Source organism: Pseudolysinimonas sp. 10J20-29 (genome assembly GCF_055809595.1).
On record NZ_CM147917.1, the window covers coordinates 399,663 to 417,644 of the forward strand.

Annotated in this window: 18 protein-coding genes and 2 pseudogenes; 10 read left to right on the plus strand and 10 right to left on the minus strand. The window is 71.1% G+C overall.

The annotated features are described in order from the left end of the window. Positions 1-11 precede the first annotated feature (11 nt). The 5 genes and pseudogenes from AC0L6Y_RS01995 to AC0L6Y_RS02015 all read right to left on the minus strand — a co-directional run. Positions 12-435, minus strand: a pseudogene (locus AC0L6Y_RS01995) (ABC transporter ATP-binding protein); the annotation flags it as partial. Continuing rightward, the gene (locus AC0L6Y_RS02000) at positions 432-1,187 is read right to left on the minus strand and encodes a glycerophosphodiester phosphodiesterase (protein ID WP_473554334.1); all 756 of its coding nucleotides are present in this window, start codon (positions 1,185-1,187) and stop codon (positions 432-434) included. The gene AC0L6Y_RS02000 and the pseudogene AC0L6Y_RS01995, both read right to left, overlap by 4 nt. Then, positions 1,184-1,924, minus strand: coding sequence for a glycerophosphodiester phosphodiesterase (locus AC0L6Y_RS02005; RefSeq protein WP_473554339.1), 741 nt, complete (start codon positions 1,922-1,924; stop codon positions 1,184-1,186). The genes AC0L6Y_RS02000 and AC0L6Y_RS02005 overlap by 4 nt, the downstream gene beginning before the upstream one ends. Next, positions 1,921-2,685, minus strand: a complete 765-nt coding sequence (locus AC0L6Y_RS02010; protein ID WP_473554343.1) for a glycerophosphodiester phosphodiesterase family protein — start codon at positions 2,683-2,685, stop codon at positions 1,921-1,923. Before AC0L6Y_RS02010 ends, AC0L6Y_RS02005 begins: the two co-directional genes overlap by 4 nt. A 159-nt stretch (positions 2,686-2,844) precedes the next feature. After that, positions 2,845-3,438, minus strand: a complete 594-nt coding sequence (locus AC0L6Y_RS02015) for a glycerol-3-phosphate responsive antiterminator (protein ID WP_473554349.1) — start codon at positions 3,436-3,438, stop codon at positions 2,845-2,847. A 192-nt stretch (positions 3,439-3,630) separates the two neighbouring features. Between AC0L6Y_RS02015 and AC0L6Y_RS02020 the strand changes: the two genes are divergently transcribed. From AC0L6Y_RS02020 to AC0L6Y_RS02030, 3 genes are all read left to right on the plus strand, one after another. Further along, positions 3,631-4,377: a glutamine amidotransferase gene (locus tag AC0L6Y_RS02020; RefSeq protein WP_473554356.1), complete on the plus strand. Its 747-nt coding sequence runs from the start codon at positions 3,631-3,633 to the stop codon at positions 4,375-4,377. Positions 4,378-4,453: 76 nt separating this feature from the next. Next, the gene (gene glmU, locus AC0L6Y_RS02025) at positions 4,454-5,896 is read left to right on the plus strand and encodes a bifunctional UDP-N-acetylglucosamine diphosphorylase/glucosamine-1-phosphate N-acetyltransferase GlmU (RefSeq protein WP_473554362.1); all 1,443 of its coding nucleotides are present in this window, start codon (positions 4,454-4,456) and stop codon (positions 5,894-5,896) included. Positions 5,897-6,005: 109 nt separating this feature from the next. Continuing rightward, the gene (locus AC0L6Y_RS02030; RefSeq protein ID WP_473558614.1) at positions 6,006-6,923 is read left to right on the plus strand and encodes a ribose-phosphate diphosphokinase; all 918 of its coding nucleotides are present in this window, start codon (positions 6,006-6,008) and stop codon (positions 6,921-6,923) included. Positions 6,924-6,935: 12 nt separating this feature from the next. Here the strand turns inward: AC0L6Y_RS02030 and AC0L6Y_RS02035 are convergent, their stop codons facing one another. Both AC0L6Y_RS02035 and AC0L6Y_RS02040 read right to left on the minus strand, forming a co-directional pair. Further along, positions 6,936-7,298, minus strand: a complete 363-nt coding sequence (locus AC0L6Y_RS02035) for a hypothetical protein (protein WP_473554367.1) — start codon at positions 7,296-7,298, stop codon at positions 6,936-6,938. Then, a complete protein-coding gene (locus tag AC0L6Y_RS02040; RefSeq protein ID WP_473554370.1) occupies positions 7,295-8,566 on the minus strand; it encodes an APC family permease in 1,272 nt (423 codons plus the stop codon). Before AC0L6Y_RS02040 ends, AC0L6Y_RS02035 begins: the two co-directional genes overlap by 4 nt. Before the next feature lie 87 nt (positions 8,567-8,653). On the opposite strand from AC0L6Y_RS02040, the gene AC0L6Y_RS02045 reads away from it, so the two are divergent. The 3 genes from AC0L6Y_RS02045 to AC0L6Y_RS02055 all read left to right on the plus strand — a co-directional run bounded on the left by AC0L6Y_RS02045 (position 8,654) and on the right by AC0L6Y_RS02055 (position 12,523). Next, the gene (locus AC0L6Y_RS02045) at positions 8,654-10,063 is read left to right on the plus strand and encodes a CoA transferase (RefSeq protein WP_473554374.1); all 1,410 of its coding nucleotides are present in this window, start codon (positions 8,654-8,656) and stop codon (positions 10,061-10,063) included. 166 nt (positions 10,064-10,229) lie between these two features. Beyond that, the gene (locus tag AC0L6Y_RS02050; RefSeq protein WP_473554377.1) at positions 10,230-11,225 is read left to right on the plus strand and encodes an aldo/keto reductase; all 996 of its coding nucleotides are present in this window, start codon (positions 10,230-10,232) and stop codon (positions 11,223-11,225) included. After that, complete coding sequence (locus AC0L6Y_RS02055; protein WP_473554382.1) at positions 11,222-12,523, plus strand: L-fuconate dehydratase; 1,302 nt, start codon at positions 11,222-11,224, stop codon at positions 12,521-12,523. Before AC0L6Y_RS02050 ends, AC0L6Y_RS02055 begins: the two co-directional genes overlap by 4 nt. Positions 12,524-12,559: 36 nt before the next feature. Here the strand turns inward: AC0L6Y_RS02055 and AC0L6Y_RS02060 are convergent, their stop codons facing one another. Further along, positions 12,560-12,994 carry a FadR/GntR family transcriptional regulator gene (locus tag AC0L6Y_RS02060; protein ID WP_473554387.1) on the minus strand — a complete coding sequence of 145 codons (435 nt, stop codon included), beginning with the start codon at positions 12,992-12,994 and terminating at the stop codon, positions 12,560-12,562. Between the two features lie 157 nt (positions 12,995-13,151). Continuing rightward, a pseudogene (locus AC0L6Y_RS02065) lies at positions 13,152-13,319 on the minus strand (GntR family transcriptional regulator); the annotation flags it as partial. Positions 13,320-13,444: 125 nt separating this feature from the next. On the opposite strand from AC0L6Y_RS02065, the gene AC0L6Y_RS02070 reads away from it, so the two are divergent. From AC0L6Y_RS02070 to AC0L6Y_RS02085, 4 genes are all read left to right on the plus strand, one after another. Further along, on the plus strand, positions 13,445-14,311 hold the full coding sequence (locus tag AC0L6Y_RS02070) for an amidohydrolase family protein (RefSeq protein WP_473554392.1): 867 nt from the start codon (positions 13,445-13,447) through the stop codon (positions 14,309-14,311). A 163-nt stretch (positions 14,312-14,474) separates the two neighbouring features. Continuing rightward, positions 14,475-15,323, plus strand: a complete 849-nt coding sequence (locus AC0L6Y_RS02075) for a fumarylacetoacetate hydrolase family protein (protein ID WP_473554397.1) — start codon at positions 14,475-14,477, stop codon at positions 15,321-15,323. Beyond that, positions 15,320-16,075, plus strand: coding sequence for an SDR family NAD(P)-dependent oxidoreductase (locus AC0L6Y_RS02080; protein WP_473554401.1), 756 nt, complete (start codon positions 15,320-15,322; stop codon positions 16,073-16,075). The genes AC0L6Y_RS02075 and AC0L6Y_RS02080 overlap by 4 nt, the downstream gene beginning before the upstream one ends. After that, positions 16,072-16,395 carry an L-rhamnose mutarotase gene (locus tag AC0L6Y_RS02085; RefSeq protein WP_473554406.1) on the plus strand — a complete coding sequence of 108 codons (324 nt, stop codon included), beginning with the start codon at positions 16,072-16,074 and terminating at the stop codon, positions 16,393-16,395. Before AC0L6Y_RS02080 ends, AC0L6Y_RS02085 begins: the two co-directional genes overlap by 4 nt. Before the next feature lie 77 nt (positions 16,396-16,472). Here AC0L6Y_RS02085 and gndA read toward each other — a convergent pair whose 3' ends face one another. Further along, positions 16,473-17,876, minus strand: a complete 1,404-nt coding sequence (gene gndA, locus AC0L6Y_RS02090) for an NADP-dependent phosphogluconate dehydrogenase (RefSeq protein ID WP_473558618.1) — start codon at positions 17,874-17,876, stop codon at positions 16,473-16,475. Between the last annotated feature and the right edge of the window lie 106 nt (positions 17,877-17,982).

Below are 17,982 nucleotides of genomic sequence, written 5' to 3' on the forward strand. Positions count from 1 at the left end.
GCCAGCGCGACCCGCTGGCGCTCGCCGCCGGAGAGCGCGGACGGACGCTTCCGCAGGTGATCGGTGAGCCCGACGGTCTCCGCGATCTCGGCGACCCGGTCGCGTTCGATCCTGCTTCGGCACGCCGATGTTGCGCAGCCCGAACTCGATGTTCTCGCCCACGGTCATCGTCGGGTACAGCGCGTAGTTCTGGAACACCATCGCCACGCCCCGGCGGCCGGCCGGAACATCCGCCATCGGCTCGCCGCCGATCGTGATCGAGCCGCCCGTCTGCGCTTCGAGACCCGCGATCATCCGCAGAGTGGTCGACTTGCCGCAGCCGGACGGGCCGACGAGGACGGTGAAGCTGCCGGATTCGATCGTCAGGTGGAGTCCGGTGATGACGTCGCGGTCGCCGTAGCGCTTCGAGATGTCGGTGAGTTCGATACGGCTCACGGGTGTGTCTCCTCAGGGTGGGTCGCGGCCAGGGCGCGCAGTCCGATGTCGGGTCGATTGGTCATGAGTCCGTCGATGCCGGTCGCCAGCAGCCGCGTCGCGGTCGCCTCGTCATCGACCGTCCAGGCGTTCACGCCGAGCCCGGCCGCATGGGCCCGCTCGACGAAGGACGCCTCGATGAGCGAGAAGTGCGGGTGGAGCACCTGGGCTCCGCACCGGGCGGCGTAGGCGGGAACGTTGACGAAGGTCTCCAGGAACGCGATCGCCGTGGGCAGCTCGGGATGCGTGCGCGACAGGCCCGCCATCGCCCGGTGGTTGATCGACGAGACGAGGGTCTGCTCGGCGAGATCGCGCGAGCGGATCGCGGTGCCGACGAGCTCGTTGACGGCAGCCCAGTCGTCTGAGTAGTCCTTGGTCTCGACGTTGACCCACAGCCCCCGCTCCACGGCGAAGTCGAGAACCTCGGCGAGGGTGGGGATCCGGGTGGCCTCGTCCGGGAACCGCCCCTCGAAGCCGCGGTCGAAGCGGAGCGCCCGCAGCTCCTCGAGCCGGAAGTCGCGCACGTGTCCGACGCCGTTGGAGGTGCGGTCGACGCGGGAGTCGTGCAGCACGACGAGGTGCCCGTCGCGGGTGACGTCAACGTCGAGCTCCAGTGAGGTGGCGCCGAGCTCGACGGCGAGCTGGAACGCGGCGAAGGTGTTCTCGGGCGCGGCGACGCTGGCGCCGCGGTGGGCGATGATGCGGGGGCTCATGCGCTCGCCTCCCGTCGGGCGATCGCTCGTCGCGGGTTGCCGGTGATCACGGCGTCGACCTCGAGATCGAGCAGCGCATCGATCTGTGCGGACTCCGAGACCGGCCAGCCGGGAGCCGAGACGGTCCAGGCGTGCACCTGGACGCCGGCGGCTCGTGCCTCGGCGAGGGTGCCGGGCGTGACGGCGAGCGACACCGGCATGCTCACATCGGCGCCCAACTCGCGGAGGTAGCCCCCCGCGTCGGCAAGCTGCGCCACGTGGCGCGCCCCGATCATGAGGGTCGGGTCGGCGAGTTTGAGGGCCGCGAGCGAGTCGTGGCGGTACGAGCTGAGCACGACGCGGTCACCCAGCTCCCGCGACCGCAGGAGCTCCGCCGCCGCGACCGCGGTGGGGCTCACTCCGGGGCCGTGGCGCGGCGCTTCGTGGACCTCGACGGTGACCAGGGCGTCGGCGCCCTCCACCAGATCGAGGACCTCGTGCAGCGTGGGGATGCGCTCGGCGCACCCGTCGCCTCCCACATCGAGGCACTGCAGCTCGGCGAGGGTCAGCTCGTCGACCGCGCCGCGGCCGTCGCTCGCGCGGTCGACGGTGGCGTCGCGGATCACGACGAGCTCGGCATCGCGCGAGAGGCGAACGTCCAGGCTGAAGCCGTCGACGCCGGCGTCGAGACAGGCGGTGAAGGCCCGGAGCGTGTTCGGCGGCCCGTCGAGGCCGCCCGAGGCCAGGATGCGCGTCACGCCAGCTCCGCCCGCAGAGCGACGGCGACGTCCGGAATGTTCGTGATGACGGCGTCGACTCCCGCGGCCCACATCGCGCGCAGCTGCTCCTCCTCGGGAAGCGGGGAGAACGGCGGTGCGATCGTCCACGCGTTGACGGCGAGATTCGCCTCGCGGGCCTGCGTGATCAGCGCGGGGGTGAGTGCCGCGAGCGCAGGATGCAGGGCATCGGCGCCGGTCGTGCGGGCGTAGGCGCCCACCTCGTGAAGCGGCATCATCATGAGCAGACCGGTGGTGAGCTCCGGGTGGCGGGACTTCAGCCCCGCCATCGAGGTGTGGTTGAAGGACGAGAAGACGACCTGTTCGGCCAGGCCCCGCGCCAGCACGGCCTCGGCAGCGGCCTCGGCGGCGCCGTCGTAGGCCGCGTCGTGCCGATAGATGTCCTTGACCTCGATGTTGAGCACGAGGCCGTGGCGGGCGGTCAGGTCGAGAACCTCGTCGAGTGTCGGCACGGGGACGCCGCGGAAGTCGGGCGAGAAGCCGGAGCCGGCGTCGAGCTGGCGGATCTCGGCGAGCGTGAGCTCGGTGACGCGCCCCCGGCCGTCCGTGGTGCGATCGACCGAGTCGTCGTGAATCGACACCAGGTGGCCGTCGCGCGTGGGGTGCACGTCGATCTCAAGGCCGTCGGCGCCCTGCTCGATCGCGAGCTCGTAGGCGACGAGGGTGTTCTCCGGCGCGGCGGCGCTGGCGCCGCGGTGGGCGAGGATGAGCGGGGCGGGCATCGAAACTCCAATCGGTTGAGGGCATGAAAAAACCCGGGGTCGACTCCGCTTCGCCTGCGGACGGACCGCGGGCGGTGCTTCGTCGACCTCCGGGTGAACTCTTTTTCTCTGCCCAGGGGGTCGTATTCAGTTGTCGCGTCGGTGGTGCGGACGCGTGAGTCAGGCGACGCGCACGGCGCCCCAGTCTCGGCGACGCCACAGGTCGGCGCCCCCGGTTGAGACGTAGTCGGCGCCGCACGCCAGCGCATGCTCGACCTCGCGAGCATGGCGAATGAGTCCGCCGACGATGAGCGGCTGGCTCAGCTTTCCCCGCACCTCGCGGATGATGCGCGGCATCAGGCCGGGCATCACCTCGACCTCGGTGGGGCGGCTCGCGTTGATCTGCCGCAGTGCGTGGGTGACCGCGTGGGTGTCGACGGCGAAGAAGCGCTGCACCGAGTCGATCCCGAGCTGGCGGGCTGCGGCCACGGCGGAGCTCTTCGTCGAGATGACACCATCGGCGCCGACGTGCTCCGCGAGGAACCGCACCGCGGCGCCATCGCGTCCGATGCCGCCGACGAGCTCCAGGTGCACGTGCGCGGTCTTGCCCGCCGCGTGCACCTCCGACACCAGTTCGGCGAGCGAGTTGATGTCGCCGATGAGAAGGTTCACGCGCTCGACGTCGCTGTCCAGCGCCGCGCCGAGCTGGTCGAACGCCTCCACGGAGGCGATCAGCGGGAACGGTCGCTGCGCCTCGGCGGAAGCTGTTCGCATCGTCATAACGCGGTCGACGGTAGGTGCGCAATGTTCCCGGCAGGTGGCCCGCGGGTGAACAGAAGGTCGCGGCCGGGTTCGAGCGGGTGTCACGTCACGAGATACTGGAGGCCGAGCACCGCCCGCATGCGCGGCTTCGGCCGTCCGCGGCGGCTCGTGACGAAATCGCACCCCGCAGCTGAAAGGCACCACGTGAAAAGCGCACTCCTCCTCGGTGAGTCCTGGACCACCCACATGATCCACCAGAAGGGGTTCGACAGCTTCACGTCGACCGAGTACGTCGAGGGCGGGCAGGAGTTCCGCGCGGCGCTCGAGGCCGACGGCTGGAGCGTCACCCACCTGCCGGCGCACACCATCGAGACGTCGTTCCCGGCGACCGCCGAGGCGCTCGCCGAGTACGACCTCGTCGTCATCAGCGATGTCGGCGCCAACACGCTCCTGCTGAGCCGCGCCGTGTTCGGGCGCAGCGCCTCCGAGCCGAACAAGCTGACCGCGATCCGCGACTACGTCCTCGCGGGCGGCGGCCTGCTGATGGTCGGCGGCTACCTCTCGTTCTCGGGCATCGACGCGAAGGCCAACTACGCCAACACCGAGCTCGCCGAGATCCTGCCGGTCGGAATGCTCACCACCGACGACCGTGCCGAGCGTCCCGAGGGCGCGCCGATCGAGGTGCTGGCGCCCGAGCACGCCGCGCTCGGCGGCGTCGGCACCGAGTGGCCGGCGCTGCTCGGCTACAACCGCACGACCCCGCGCGAGGGCGCCGAGCTGCTGGCGACCGTGGCCGGCGACCCGCTGGTGGCGGTGACGACGGCCGGAGCCGGACGCACCGGCGTCTTCACCTCCGACATGTCGCCGCACTGGGCGCCGCCGCCGTTCATGGAGTGGGACGGGTACGCGCCGCTGTGGCAGGCGCTCTCGACCTGGGTCGCACGCGACTGACTCGACAGCGCGGGGGAACGGGTGCGGTGCGCTCGTTCCCCCGCGCGGTCTCGGCCGGATAGGGGAGAATCACCCCATGACCGATTCCCGTCTTGCCGTGATCGTCTTGGCCGCCGGGGCTGGCACCCGCATGAAGTCGCGCCGCCCCAAGGTGCTGCATCCGCTCGCCGGGGTGCCGCTCATCGGCCACGTGCTGGCCAGTGCCCGCGAGCTCTCGGCCGAGTTCGTGGTGACGGTGGTGCGGCACGAGCGCGACGCCGTCGCGAGCGCCATCCACGAGCTGCTGCCCGAGGCGATCCTCGTCGACCAGGACGACATCCCCGGCACCGGGCGTGCCGTCGAGCTCGGCCTGGCGGCGCTGCCCGACGACTTCGAGGGCGAGGTGGTCGTCGTCAGCGGCGACGTGCCGCTGCTGGACGTGGCGACCCTGTCCTCCCTGCTGGAGGCGCACCGCGGCGAGGGCGCGGCGGCGACCGTGCTGAGTGCCATCGTGGATGACGCGACCGGCTACGGACGCATCATCCGCGACGCGGCGGGCGCGCTGGATCGCATCGTCGAGCAGCGCGACGCCGCCGACGACGAGCTTCAGATCACCGAGATCAACTCCGGCACCTACGTCTTCGCCGCCGCGGCCGTGCGCGAGCACCTCTCGCAGCTCGGCTCGCAGAACGATCAGGGCGAGCGCTACCTCACCGACGTCGTCGCGCTGCTGCGCCGGGCCGGCCACCCGGTCGCCGCGGTTCCGGCTCCGGACGCCTGGGTCGTCGAGGGCGTCAACGACCGCGTGCAGCTGGCCCGCACCGCCGCGCGCCTGAACGCGATGATCGTGCGCGGCTGGCAGCTGGCCGGGGTCACCGTCGTCGACCCGGCGACCACCTGGATCGACCTGCGCGCCACCCTCGCCGAAGACGTCGAACTGCTGCCGGGCACGCACATCGCCGGCTCCACCACGGTGGCGCGGGGCGCGCGCATCGGCCCGCAGACGACGCTGCTCGACTGCGAGGTCGGCGAGGACGCCGTCATCACCCGCACCGATGCGACGCTCGCCGTGATCGGGGAGCGCGCCACCGTCGGACCGTTCGCCTACCTGCGCCCCAACACGCAGCTCGGCGCCGACGGCAAGATCGGCACCTTCGTCGAGACGAAGAACTCGCAGATCGGCGCCGGCAGCAAGGTCCCGCACCTCAGCTACCTCGGCGACACGACCGTCGGCGAGGGCTCGAACATCGGCGCGGGCACCATCACCGCCAACTACGACGGCGTGAAGAAGCACCCGACGACGGTCGGCTCGCACGTGCGCACCGGCTCCCACAACGTGTTCGTGGCTCCGGTCACGATCGGCGACGGCGCCTACAGCGGGGCCGGCACGGTCATCCGCAAGGACGTGCCCGCCGGCGCGCTCGCGATCCTGCAGGCTCCGCAGCGCAACGTCGAGCGCTGGGTCGCGGCCAATCGGCCGGGCTCGGCGGCGGCCGACGCGGCCGCGCGCGCGCAGGCCGAGGAGGGGTCGGCGAACTAGCCGGACGCCGGGTCGCTAGACTGACAGTCCGAGGGCGAAAGGCGGAGGCGTGGCGGCCATCAAAATCCAGGGTGAGAAGCGTCTGGTCCTGGTATCGGGCCGAGCACACATGCAGCTCGCGGAGGACATCGCGACCGAGCTCGACTCCGAACTCGTTCACACCGATGCCCGCACCTTCGCCAACGGCGAGATCTACGCGCGCTTCGATGAGAGCCTGCGCGGCACCGACGTCTTCGTGATCCAGTCGCACACGAGCCCGATCAACGAGTGGCTCATGGAGCAGCTCATCATGATCGACGCGGCCAAGCGCGCGAGCGCCAAGCGCATCACCGTCGTCGCCCCCTTCTACCCGTACGCGCGTCAGGACAAGAAGGGTCGCGGCCGCGAGCCGATCTCGGCCCGACTGGTCGCCGACCTGTTCAAGGCGGCCGGCGCCGACCGCATCATGAGCGTCGACCTGCACGCGGCGCAGATCCAGGGCTTCTTCGACGGCCCCGTCGACCACCTGTTCGCGATGCCGGTGCTGCTGGAGCACTTCCGCCAGAGCCTCAACCCCGAGACGCTCACCGTCGTCAGCCCCGACATGGGCCGCGTGCGCGTCGCCGACGTCTGGAGCGACAAGCTCGGCGCCCCGCTCGCGATCATCCACAAGCGCCGCGACCCGATGGTGCACAACCAGGTGACGGTGCACGAGATCGTCGGCGAGGTCGAGGGTCGCGTCTGCCTGCTCGTCGACGACCTGATCGACACCGGCCGCACGATCGTCCGCGCCGCCGAGGCGCTGAAGGATCACGGTGCGACCGGCGTCGTGGTCGCCGCCACCCACGCGGTGTTCTCCGACCCCGCGCCGGAGATCCTGCAGAGCTCCTTCATCGACCAGGTGGTCGTCACGGACACCCTGCCGGTGCCGGACGAGAAGCGCTGGGACCGGCTGCAGGTACTGCCGATCGCCCCGCTCATCGCCCGGGCCATTCACGAGGTGTTCGACGACGGCTCCGTCACCTCGATGTTCGACGGCGCCGCGTAGGGGATACCCGAACTAGGCGGGGACGCCCGGCTCCGGCAGATTGCTGAGCCCGGGGATCAGCCCCAGGTAGGCGAGCACCGTCTCGGTGCCGTCGGTCTCGCGCGCCACGCAGTACCAGCCCGGTCCCGCGGGAGCGATCAGCTCGAGCTTGGCCACCGCGGTCACACCGCGCAGCTGGTACGAGCTGACGATCGTGCGGCAGGCGAGCTCGGCCGTGCGAGCCTGCGTCGTGAACGCCGAGAGCACCGACGGCAGGATGAGCGCGAGCACCCCGATCACGATCACGACCCGCAGCAGGCGCTGCACGAGCGGATGCCGAACCGGCCGCTCGTCCGGGGACGGCTGCGACAGTTCGGGGTTGGCGTCGTCGATCATCGTCCCGACAGTCTGTCACCCCGCCGGGCGGTGACGCCGAGGCGCGTGGCGCGCACCGCCAGCCCGACGACGATCACCACGCCGCCTCCGATGACGCCGACCAGCGGCAGCGTCGCGGCGAGGCCCAGGCACCCGATGACGCCGATGACCGCGATCGCGCGCGGGTAGCGGCGCTCGGCGGCAGGTTGGCGCAGCGCCGCGAGGTTGGCGACGACGTAGTAGAGCAGCACGCCGAATGAGGAGAATGCGATCGCCCCGCGCAGATCGGCGATCAGCACGATGACCGCGACCAGCAGTCCCAGCCCGAGCTCCGCGATGTACGGGGTGCGGAACCTCGGGTGGATGCGTGCGAGCACACCGGGCAGTTCGGAGTCGCGCGCCATGGCGAGGCTCGTGCGTCCGATGCCGGCGATCATCGCCAGCAGTGCGCCGAGCGAGGCGAGCGCCGCGCCGACGCGCACGAGCGGCACCGCCGCCTCCCAGCCCGCGGCGGCGACGACGTCGGCGAGCGGTTCGCGGCTGCCCGCGAGCGCCTCCGGGCCGAGAGCGGCGAGTGCGGCGGCCGCGACGAGGGCGTAGACCAGGAGCGCGGTGGCGAGGGCGATGATGATCGCGCGGGGGATGATGCGGGCGGGGTCACGCACCTCCTCGCCCATCGTCGCGATGCGCGCGTAGCCGGCGAAGGCGAAGAAGAGCAGACCGGCGGCCTGCAGAACCCCGAATGCGGATCCCGGCGCCAGGTCGAGCTCGATCGACGGGGCGGGCGCGGCGCTGAACCCGGCGGCCACGACGAGCGCGAGCACCGCGAGGGTGCCGACGACGAGCACCTTGGCGGCGAGGGCGGTGCGCGTGACCCCGAGCGTGTTGACGATCGCGAGCGCCAGCACCGCGGCGGCGGCGACCGGCTTCTGCCACTCGGGCGGCACGGCGTAGGCGGCGAACGTCAGCGCCATCGCGGCGCAGCTGGCGGTCTTGCCGACGACGAAGCTCCATCCGGCGAGGTACCCCCACCACGGGCCGAGCACCTCGCGCCCGTAGAGGTAGCTGCCGCCGGAGGCCGGGTAGCGGGCGGCGAGCTGCGCCGAGGAGAGCGCGTTGGCGATGGCGACGACCGCGGCGATGCCGAGCCCCAGCAGCAGCGCGCCGCCGGCCGCCTCGGCGGCGGGGGCGAGTGCGGCGAAGATGCCCGCGCCGATCATCGAGCCGAGCCCGATCGCGACGGCGTCGGTGGTGCCGAGGCGGCGGGTCAGACCGGCGGAGTTGCTCACGCCCGGATGCTAGCGGAGCGAGGTGGCCGGTCCACGTCTCGGGGATCGGCTCTCGCCCGCGGCTCCGCTTGGGCGTAGCGTCGCATCATGGTCGACGACGCGGAAGGCTGGATGCGGGAGCGCTTCGCCGCCGCGCTCGGCATCGACTCCGACGCGGTCGACCCCGGCCGCGTCGATCCCGACGCCGTCCACCTCGTCGGGGAGCCCCGGCTCGCCTCGAGCTACCCCGTGTCGGCTCTCGCCACCGCGTCGGTCGCCGCCGCGGCGAGCGCGGCAGCCGAGCTCATCGCCGAGGTCGCCGGCGCACGTCCGACGGTGCGCGTCGACCGGGGGCTCGCCGACTCCTGGTTCGGCACCGCTGTCTCACCGCTCGGCTGGAGTCTGCCCTCGCCGTGGGATTCGATCGCCGGCGACTACGCGACGGCCTCGGGCTGGATCCGGCTGCACACGAACGCGCCGCATCACCGCGCCGCGGCGCTTCGCGTGCTCGGGGTGGCGGGGGAGCGGGACGAGGTCGCCGCCGCGGTCGCGGTGTGGAACGCTGCCGAGCTCGAGACCGCGGTGGTGGAGGAGGGCGGCTGCGCCGCCGAGCTGCGCACGCCCGCCGAGTGGGCGGTGCATCCCCAGGGACTCGCGGTCGCGAGCGAGCCGCTCGTGGCGTGGAGTGCCACCGGCGACGCGGGCGGGGCCGCGAGCCAGTGGGCGCCGAGCGCCGAGCGCCCGCTCGCCGGACTTCGCGTGCTCGATCTCACCCGGGTGCTCGCGGGGCCGGTGGCGACGCGCCTGCTCGCCGGGCTCGGTGCGAACGTGCTGCGCATCGACCCGCCCGGCTGGGCGGAGCCCGCTCTCGAACTCGACATGACTCTCGGCAAGCACTGCGCCCTCGTCGACGGCCGCGACCCCGCGGGGCGCGACCGGCTGCTCGAACTGCTGAGCACCGCCGACGTGCTCGTGCACGGCTACCGGCCGGGCGCCCTCGACTCCTTCGGCTTCGGCGACGTGGTGCGCGCGGTCACACGTCCCGGACTCATCGAGGTCTCGCTCGACGCCTACGGCCACACCGGTCCTTGGTCCGCGCGGCGGGGCTTCGACAGCCTGGTGCAGATGTCGAGCGGGATCGCGGCGGCGGGGCTGCTCGACGGCAGCGCGACGGCGCCGACGCCGCTCCCTGTGCAGGCGCTCGACCACGCCACCGGATACCTGATGGCGGCGGCCGCGCTGGCCGGGCTCACCCGGCGGGCCCGCACCGAAGAGGGATCACGGGCGCGGCTCTCGCTCGCGCGCACCGCTCTCGAGCTGGAGTCGGCGCCGCGCGGTCGGGCTGCGGGCGATCGCACCGCGCCCGCCGTCGCCGGAGCGCTCGACGCCGCGAGCATCCGGATCGACTCGCCGTGGGGCGAGGCGGAGCTCACCGCGCCGCCATTCCGCATCGACGGTGCGCCGCTCGCCTGGGAGCGGTCGCCGCGCGCGCTCGGCAGCGACCCGTCCCGCTGGTAGACGCGACCACGTCAGTCGAAACCGTTGACGGCGTTCGGATGCCAGCGCGGTCGATAGAACTGATCTATCAGTGCTGTGGACGATCATTCGCGAGCGTTCGGGGCACGCGCGACCCTAAACATCCAATGTTTCCCCTAGACTGGCGGATGACTTTGGAGGGATCACTATGCGGACTCGCGCGACGGCGCGCGGACTCGAGCTCACGGAGCTCGGGCTCGGCGCAGCCCAACTCGGCAATCTCTACCGGGAAACGACCGAGGCTGAGGTCGTCGAGACCGTGGACGCGGCGTGGGACGCGGGGATCCGCTACTTCGATACCGCACCCCATTACGGCCTCGGCCTCTCGGAGCGTCGACTCGGCGAGCAGCTTCGGTCGCGCCCGCGCGACGAGTACCTGATCTCGACCAAGGTCGGCAAGATGCTGGTGCCGAGTCCCGAGCGCGCGCACCTGCGCGACGATGAGAGCTACGACGTGCCCGCCGACCATCGGCGCGTCTTCGACTTCAGCCGTGACGCGGTGCTCCGCTCGATCGAGCAGTCGCTCGAGCGCCTCGGCCTCGACCGGATCGACATCGCCTACCTGCACGACGCCGAGAACCACTTCGAGCAGGCCTCGACCGAGGGCATCAGCGCGCTCATCGAGCTGCGCGAGCAGGGCGTCCTGCGCGCGGTCGGGGCGGGCATGAACTTCGCCGCCCCGCTCGCCGAGCTCATCCGCCGCGCCGACGTCGATCTGCTGATGTGCGCCGGCCGCTTCACGCTGCTCGACGGCGAGGCGCTCGATGACCTGATGCCGCTCGCGCTCGAGCGCCAGGTCGGCATCGTCGTCGCGGGTGTCTACAACTCGGGGCTCCTGGGACGCGCACGGCCCAAGCCCGACGCGACCTTCGACTACGGGCCCGCGCCCGCCGAGCTCATCGCGCGAGCCAACCAGATCGCCGACATCTGCGAGGCGCACGGCGTCACGCTGCCCGCCGCGGCGATGAACTACGTCTACCGCCACCCGGCGGTGGTCTCCGTCGTCATGGGCGCGCGCGGCGGCGAGCAGACGCGACAGAACGTCGAGCGCTACGAGACCGCGATTCCCGACGCCGTCTGGCGCGAGCTCGTGGCCGCGGGCCTCACCCGAGAGATTTCGAACATGGGAGAACACTCAGCATGACCATCATCACCGCCGTGACCGCGCACGATGTGCGCTTCCCGACCTCGCTGAACGCGGATGGCTCGGATGCGATGAACAAGGACGCCGACTACTCCGCCGCCTACGTCGTCATCCACACCGACGACCCCGAGCTGAAGGGCTACGGCTTCACCTTCACGATCGGCCGCGGCAACGATCTCTGCGTCGAGGCGGCCCGCCAGCGCGGTGCTGCGCTCGTGGGCCGTTCGGTCGAGGAGTCGGTCGCCGATCTGGGCGGCGTGTACCGCTCACTCTCCTCCGACTCGCAGCTGCGCTGGCTCGGCCCGGAGAAGGGCGTCGTGCACCTCGCGATGGCCGCCGTCATGAACGCGATGTGGGACCTTGCCGCTCGCGTCGCCGGCAAGCCGCTGTGGCGCATGCTCGCGGAGATGACGCCCGAGCAGATCGTCAACGCGGCCGACCTGAAGTACCTCTCGGATGCGCTGACCCGCGAGGAGGCGCTCGAGATCCTGCGTGAGAAGGAGTCGACGCGCGCCGAGCGCATCGCCGACCTCGAATCGCGCGGCGGCTACCCCTGCTACACGACGAGCGCGGGCTGGCTCGGCTACAGCGACGAGAAGCTCCGCCGCCTGCTCCAGGAGGCCGTGGACGAGGGCTACCGCCACCTCAAGCTCAAGGTCGGCGGCAACGTCGAAGACGACATCCGCCGTCTGCGCATCGCCCGCGAGGTGATCGGCTGGGACGCCAACCTGATGATCGACGCCAACCAGGTCTGGGACGTCCCGGAGGCGATCGAATGGATGGAGCGCCTCGCCGAGTTCAAGCCGCTCTGGATCGAGGAGCCGACGAGCCCCGACGACGTGCTCGGGCACGCCGCGATCCGCAAGGCGGTCGCGCCGATCGGCGTCGCCACGGGCGAGCACGGCATGAACCGCGTGCTGTTCAAGCAGATGTTCCAGGCCGAGGCGATCGACTTCTGCCAGCTCGACTCGGCGCGGCTGGCGAGCGTCAACGAGATCCTCTCGGTGTACCTGATGGCCCAGAAGTTCGGCATCCCGGTCTGCCCGCACGCGGGCGGTGTCGGCCTCTGCGAGCTCGTGCAGCACCTGTCGATCTTCGACTACGTGTGCGTCTCGGGCTCGCTCGAGAACCGGGTGACCGAGTTCGTCGACCACCTGCACGAGCACTTCACCGACCCGTGCATCGTCGAGAACGGGCACTACACGCTGCCCGGGCTGCCCGGCTACAGCGCCGAGATGCACGAGTCCTCGGTGGCGGAGTACAGCTTCCCGAACGGAAGCTACTGGGCGTCCCGCTAGCGGGTCGAACCCGGGTGCGGCGCTGCCGCGCCCGGGTTACGCCGTCGGCTCCGGTGCGCGGGCCTCGGGGTCCTCGTCCGCGTGCGCGGCGCTGAACTCCTCGACGCCGAGCAGGTGCACCTCCATGCGGATCCGGGCGCGCTCGGGATCGCGGCGCTGCAGCTCGGCGAGGATGGCGCGATGCTCGCGCTGCGTCTCGGCGATCGACCCCCGGTGCGAGACGGCGCGCCACAGACGCGCACGGAAGGTGCGTCCCACGAGGGTGTCGATGATCGCCGCCAGGGCGGGGTTCCCGCTCGCGTGCGCGATGATCCGATGGAAGTCGGCATCGGCCTGGATGAAGCCCTCGAGATCCATGTCGGGGTCGTCGCGAATGATCTCGTCGACTCCGGCGAGCACCGTCTCGAGCTCCTCGAGTTCGCCCTCGGTCAGCCGGGTCGCGGCGATCGCGACGCTCTCGGATTCGAGCACGCGGCGCACCGCGAGCAGGTCGGCGGCGTGCGCGGGCTGCCTGCAGGTCGGCGAGGAAGCCGAGCGGGCTGAGGAGGGTCAGCGGGTCGAGGGCGGTGACGTAGGTGCCGTCGCCCTGGCGGGTCTCGAGAACGCCGAGCGTCGCGAGGGCGCGGACGCCTTCGCGCAGCGAGCCGCGTGATACGCCGAGGATCGCCGCCAGCTCCTTCTCGATCGGGAGCCGTGATCCGGGTCGCAGTTCGCCCCGCGTCAGCATGGCCTTGATGCCGTCGATCACGACATCGGTCTGCGATCGACTGGGGTCGAGCCGCTCGGCGTTGGTCATCCCTCAATTGTAGAGTTGTTGCATGTTCATCGGATGAATCAGCGTCGATTCGGCTCGCATCTCCTGTGCGGCCGAGCTGCGGTGTTGATTTGTCGGACCACGCGCGTCTCGCCGAGGAGTAAGCCATGGCCTTTCCCGTCATCGATTCCCACCAGCACGTCTGGGATCCCGCCCGCGCGGAGTACGCGTGGCTCGGGCCCGAATTGGCACCGATCAACCGAGCCTTCGGCATGGGGGAGCTCCTGCCCGAGCTCGCGGCCGTGGGAGTCGACGCGACGGTGCTGGTGCAGGCGGCCGACAACGCGGACGACACCGCGCTGATGGTCGCCACCGCGGACGCGCATCCCGAGGTCGCCGCGATCGTCGGCTACGCCCCGCTCGAACGTCCGGCCGAGGTGGCCGAGACGCTCGCGCGCTGGCAGGGGGACTCGCGCATGGTCGGCGTCCGCACGCTCATCCACAATCAGCCCGACCCGGACTGGCTGCTGCGCCCGGACGTCAATGAGGGGCTCGGCCTGCTCGAGGAGGCCGGCATCGCCTTCGACATCGTGGCGGAGCTGCCGCGGCATCTCGAGCTCATCCCCGTGCTGTCGGAGCGGCACCCGGGCCTGCGCATGGTGATCGACCACCTCGCGAAGCCGCCGATCGGCCTCGCCGACCGCGAGCCGTGGTGGAGCCTCATCGCGGTCGCGGCCGAGAACCCGAACGTCTTCGGCAAGCTGAGCGGTCTCTACTCGGCGACGGGTGCCCCCGACGCCTGGACCACGGCGCAGGTGCGCCCGTTCTTCGATCGCGCGGTCGAGCTCTTCGGCCCGTCGCGGCTGATGTACGGCGGCGACTGGCCCGTCGCGATCCTCGCCGGCGGCTACACCCGTCTCTGGGAGGGGCTGGCGCCGCTGCTCGCCTCGCTCTCGAGCGAGGACCGGGAGCGGGTGCTGGGGCGGACGACCGCCGACTTCTACCGCATCGACCCCGCCCGACTCGCCCTCTGACGGCGCGAACGGTCGGCTTAGGTTTGACGATTACCCGACAGGGGCCGTTCTTCGCACGTTCTGATGGGCAATCTCGCCGCGAGAGGCCGTATTCATCTGATCTCTTGTACAGTGGTGACCGGACGCGGGTGTTCAGGCCCGCGGGAAACAAGGAGCACCACACGTGAACTTCGCCCGTCTCGGCCCGGTTGGGTCCGAAATCCCCGTACTCCAGCACGACGGCGCCAGCTTTGACCTGCGGCCGATCACGGCCGACATCAATGGCGCGTTCCTCGCCGGAGGCGGCATCGCGGCCGCGCGGGCGGCCCTCGAGAAGGGCGAGCTGCCGGAGCTCGACGCCGCGGACCTGCGCGTCGGAGCGCCGATCGCCCGTCCCGGCAAGATCGTGTGCATCGGCCTGAACTACGCCGACCACGCGGCCGAGGGCGGAATGGCAATCCCCGACGAACCGGTCATCTTCATGAAGGACCCCACGACCATGGTCGGGCCGTTCGACGACGTGCTCATCCCGCGCCAGTCGGTCAAGACCGACTGGGAGGTCGAGCTCGGCGTCGTCATCGGCTCGACGGCCCGCTACCTCGACTCGCCCGAGGACGCCGACGCGGTGATCGCCGGCTACGCCGTCTCGCACGACGTCTCCGAGCGCGAGTACCAGCTCGAGCGCGGCGGCCAGTGGGACAAGGGCAAGAGCTGCGAGACCTTCAACCCCTTCGGCCCCGCCCTCGTGCCGGCCGACGAGGTGGCCGACCCGCAGGCCCTGGGGCTGCGGCTCTGGGTCAACGGCGTGGAGCGTCAGAACGGCACCACCGCCAACATGATCTTCGGCATCCGCCACATCGTGTGGTACCTCTCGCAGTTCATGGTGCTGCACCCGGGAGATGTCGTGAACACCGGCACCCCGGCGGGAGTGGCGCTCGGCATCGAGGGCCAGCCGTACCTGCGTGCGGGTGACGTGGTCGAACTCGAGATCGACGGCCTCGGCCGTGCGCGACAGGAGATGGTGCAGGCATGACCAGCGAATTCAACGGCCTCGTCGCCGTCGTCACCGGCGGTGCCTCGGGCATCGGCCTCGCGACCGCGCTCGCCTTCGCGGACAAGGGCGCGCACGTCGCCGTGCTCGACCTCAAGCCCGAGACCCTGACGGACGACCGGCTCACCGGCTTCGTCGCGAACGTCGCCGACCGGGACTCGGTCAACGCGGCGATCGCGGCGGTGGTCGAGAAGTTCGGCGGCATCGACATCGTCGTGAACAACGCCGGCATCTCGGCGATCGGCACCGTCGAAGAGCTCTCCGATGAGGACTGGACTCGCGTGCTCGACATCAACGTCACCGGGATAGCCCGCGTCAGCGCGGCCGCACTGCCGCACCTGCGCGCCTCGCAGAACGCCGCGATCGTCAACCTGTGCTCGATCGGGGCGCTCAACGGGCTGCCGCAGCGCGCGCTCTACAACGCCTCCAAGGGCGCGGTGCTCTCGCTCACCTACGCGATGGCGACCGACCACGTGCGGGAGGGCGTCCGCGTCAATGCGGTCAGCCCCGGCACCGTGGCGACCCCGTTCGTCGACAACTTCCTCAAGCAGTTCGACGACCCGGTGAAGGAGCGCGCGGCGCTCGACGCCCGTCAGGCCACCGGCCGCATGGTCACGCCGGAGGAGGTCGCCGGAGCGATCCTGTACCTCGCGAGCCCGCTGTCCGGCTCGACGACCGGAACCGCGCTCGAGGTCGACGGCGGCGTCACCCACCTGCGGGTTCGGCAGCAGTGAAGCGCGTCGCCCAGGTGATCGGGCTGCCGCCCGAGAACCGCGCCGAGTACGAGCGCTACCACGCCGCGGTGTGGCCGAGCGTGCTCGAGCGCCTGGCGCTCAGCAACATCCACAACTACTCGATCTACCGTCACGGCGACCTGCTGTTCTCGTACTTCGAGTACACCGGCGACGACTACGAGGCCGACATGGCCGCGATCGCCGCCGACCCCGAGACGCAGCGCTGGTGGGCCGTGCAGGAGCCCCTGCAGCGTCCGCTCGACGACCGCGCCGAGGGCGAGTGGTGGAAAGAGCTTCCTGAGGTCTTCCACACCGACTGATCGGTGCGGGAGGGGAGAAACGCGAACGGGCGGTGCTGCGTGGTGGCAGCACCGCCCGTTCGGCGTTTCGAGACCGACTAGTGCGCGTCGGTGGCGCTGATCTCGCTGCGGTCGCCCGACCACAGCGTGTGGAAGGTGCCGTCCTTGTCGACGCGCTTGTAGGTGTGCGCGCCGAAGAAGTCGCGCTGACCCTGCACGAGCGCGGCCGGCAGGCGGTCGGCGCGCAGTCCGTCGTAGTACGACAGCGACGACGAGAACGCCGGCGAGGGGATGCCCGCCTGCGCGGCCGCCACGACGACGCGACGCCAGGCCTCCTGGGCGCCGGTGAGCGCCTCACGGAAGTACGGCGCGGTGAGCAGCGCGACAAGGCCCGGGTTCTCGGCGTAGGCCTCGGTGATGCGGTTGAGGAACTGGGCGCGGATGATGCAGCCGCCGCGCCAGATCTTGGCGATCTCGCCCTTCTGGATGTCCCAGCCGTACTCCTCGGCACCGGCGATGATCTCGTCGAAGCCCTGCGAGTAGGCGACGATCTTCGAGGCGTAGAGCGCGCGGCGCACGTCCTCGACGAAGGCGTCGACATCCGTCACCGTCCACTCCTCGGCCGGGCCGGGGAGGTCGGCGGCAGCGGCGCGCTGCGCGGGCTTGGAGGAGAGCGAGCGGGCGAACACGGCCTCGGCGATGCCCGAGACCGGGATGCCCAGGTCGAGCGCCGACTGCACGGTCCAGGCGCCGGTGCCCTTGGCGCCGGCCTGGTCGAGGATGACGTCGACGAGCGGCGCGCCGGTCTCGGCGTCCACCTGGCGCAGCACCTCGGCGGTGATCTCGATGAGGTAGCTCTCGAGCTCGCCGCGGTTCCACTCGGCGAAGATGTCGGCGATCTCGGCCGGGCTCTTGCCGGTGCCGCGACGGATCAGGTCGTAGGCCTCGGCGATGAGCTGCATGTCGGCGTACTCGATGCCGTTGTGGATCATCTTGACGAAGTGGCCGGCGCCGTCGGTGCCGACGTGGGTGACGCAGGGCTCGCCCTCGGCGACCGCGGCGATCGACTTGAGGATCGGGCCGAGCGTGACCCAGGCCTCGGCGGAGCCGCCGGGCATGATCGAGGGGCCGAGCAGGGCGCCCTCTTCGCCGCCGGAGATGCCGGCGCCGACGAAGTTGATCCCCGTGGCGCGGACGGCCTTCTCGCGACGGATGGTGTCGGTGAACAGCGCGTTGCCGCCGTCGACGATGATGTCGCCCGGCTCGAACACCTTGACGAGCTCGTCGATGACGGCGTCGGTGGCGCGGCCGGCCTGCACCATGATGATCGCGGTGCGCGGCGTGCTGAGCGACTCGGCGAAGTCGGCGTAGGTCTTCGCGGGGACGAAGCCGGCCTCGGGGTGCTCGGTGACGAGGGTCTCGGTCTTCTCATACGACCGGTTGAATACCGCGACGGTGTTTCCTTCGCGACTGGCGAGGTTGCGGGCCAAGTTCGAGCCCATCACCGCCAATCCGATGACGCCGATGTTGGCCTTCGACTGCTCTGGCACGTCACTCCTTTTGTGATTCTGGGCCCGATGTGTGTCGGGAGGTCGGGGCTGCGGACAG

Bases quoted from the DNA above. Each gene is read 5' to 3' on its own strand.
- AC0L6Y_RS02000 (WP_473554334.1), bottom strand. From the start codon at position 1,187: ATGAGCCCCCGCATCATCGCCCACCGCGGCGCCAGCGTCGCCGCGCCC.
- AC0L6Y_RS02010 (WP_473554343.1), bottom strand. From the start codon at position 2,685: ATGCCCGCCCCGCTCATCCTCGCCCACCGCGGCGCCAGCGCCGCCGCG.
- AC0L6Y_RS02015 (WP_473554349.1), bottom strand. From the start codon at position 3,438: ATGCGAACAGCTTCCGCCGAGGCGCAGCGACCGTTCCCGCTGATCGCC.
- glmU (WP_473554362.1), top strand. From the start codon at position 4,454: ATGACCGATTCCCGTCTTGCCGTGATCGTCTTGGCCGCCGGGGCTGGC.
- AC0L6Y_RS02030 (WP_473558614.1), top strand. From the start codon at position 6,006: ATGCAGCTCGCGGAGGACATCGCGACCGAGCTCGACTCCGAACTCGTT.
- AC0L6Y_RS02035 (WP_473554367.1), bottom strand. From the start codon at position 7,298: ATGATCGACGACGCCAACCCCGAACTGTCGCAGCCGTCCCCGGACGAG.
- AC0L6Y_RS02045 (WP_473554374.1), top strand. From the start codon at position 8,654: ATGGTCGACGACGCGGAAGGCTGGATGCGGGAGCGCTTCGCCGCCGCG.
- AC0L6Y_RS02050 (WP_473554377.1), top strand. From the start codon at position 10,230: ATGCGGACTCGCGCGACGGCGCGCGGACTCGAGCTCACGGAGCTCGGG.
- AC0L6Y_RS02055 (WP_473554382.1), top strand. From the start codon at position 11,222: ATGACCATCATCACCGCCGTGACCGCGCACGATGTGCGCTTCCCGACC.
- AC0L6Y_RS02070 (WP_473554392.1), top strand. From the start codon at position 13,445: ATGGCCTTTCCCGTCATCGATTCCCACCAGCACGTCTGGGATCCCGCC.
- AC0L6Y_RS02080 (WP_473554401.1), top strand. From the start codon at position 15,320: ATGACCAGCGAATTCAACGGCCTCGTCGCCGTCGTCACCGGCGGTGCC.
- gndA (WP_473558618.1), bottom strand. From the start codon at position 17,876: ATGGGCTCGAACTTGGCCCGCAACCTCGCCAGTCGCGAAGGAAACACC.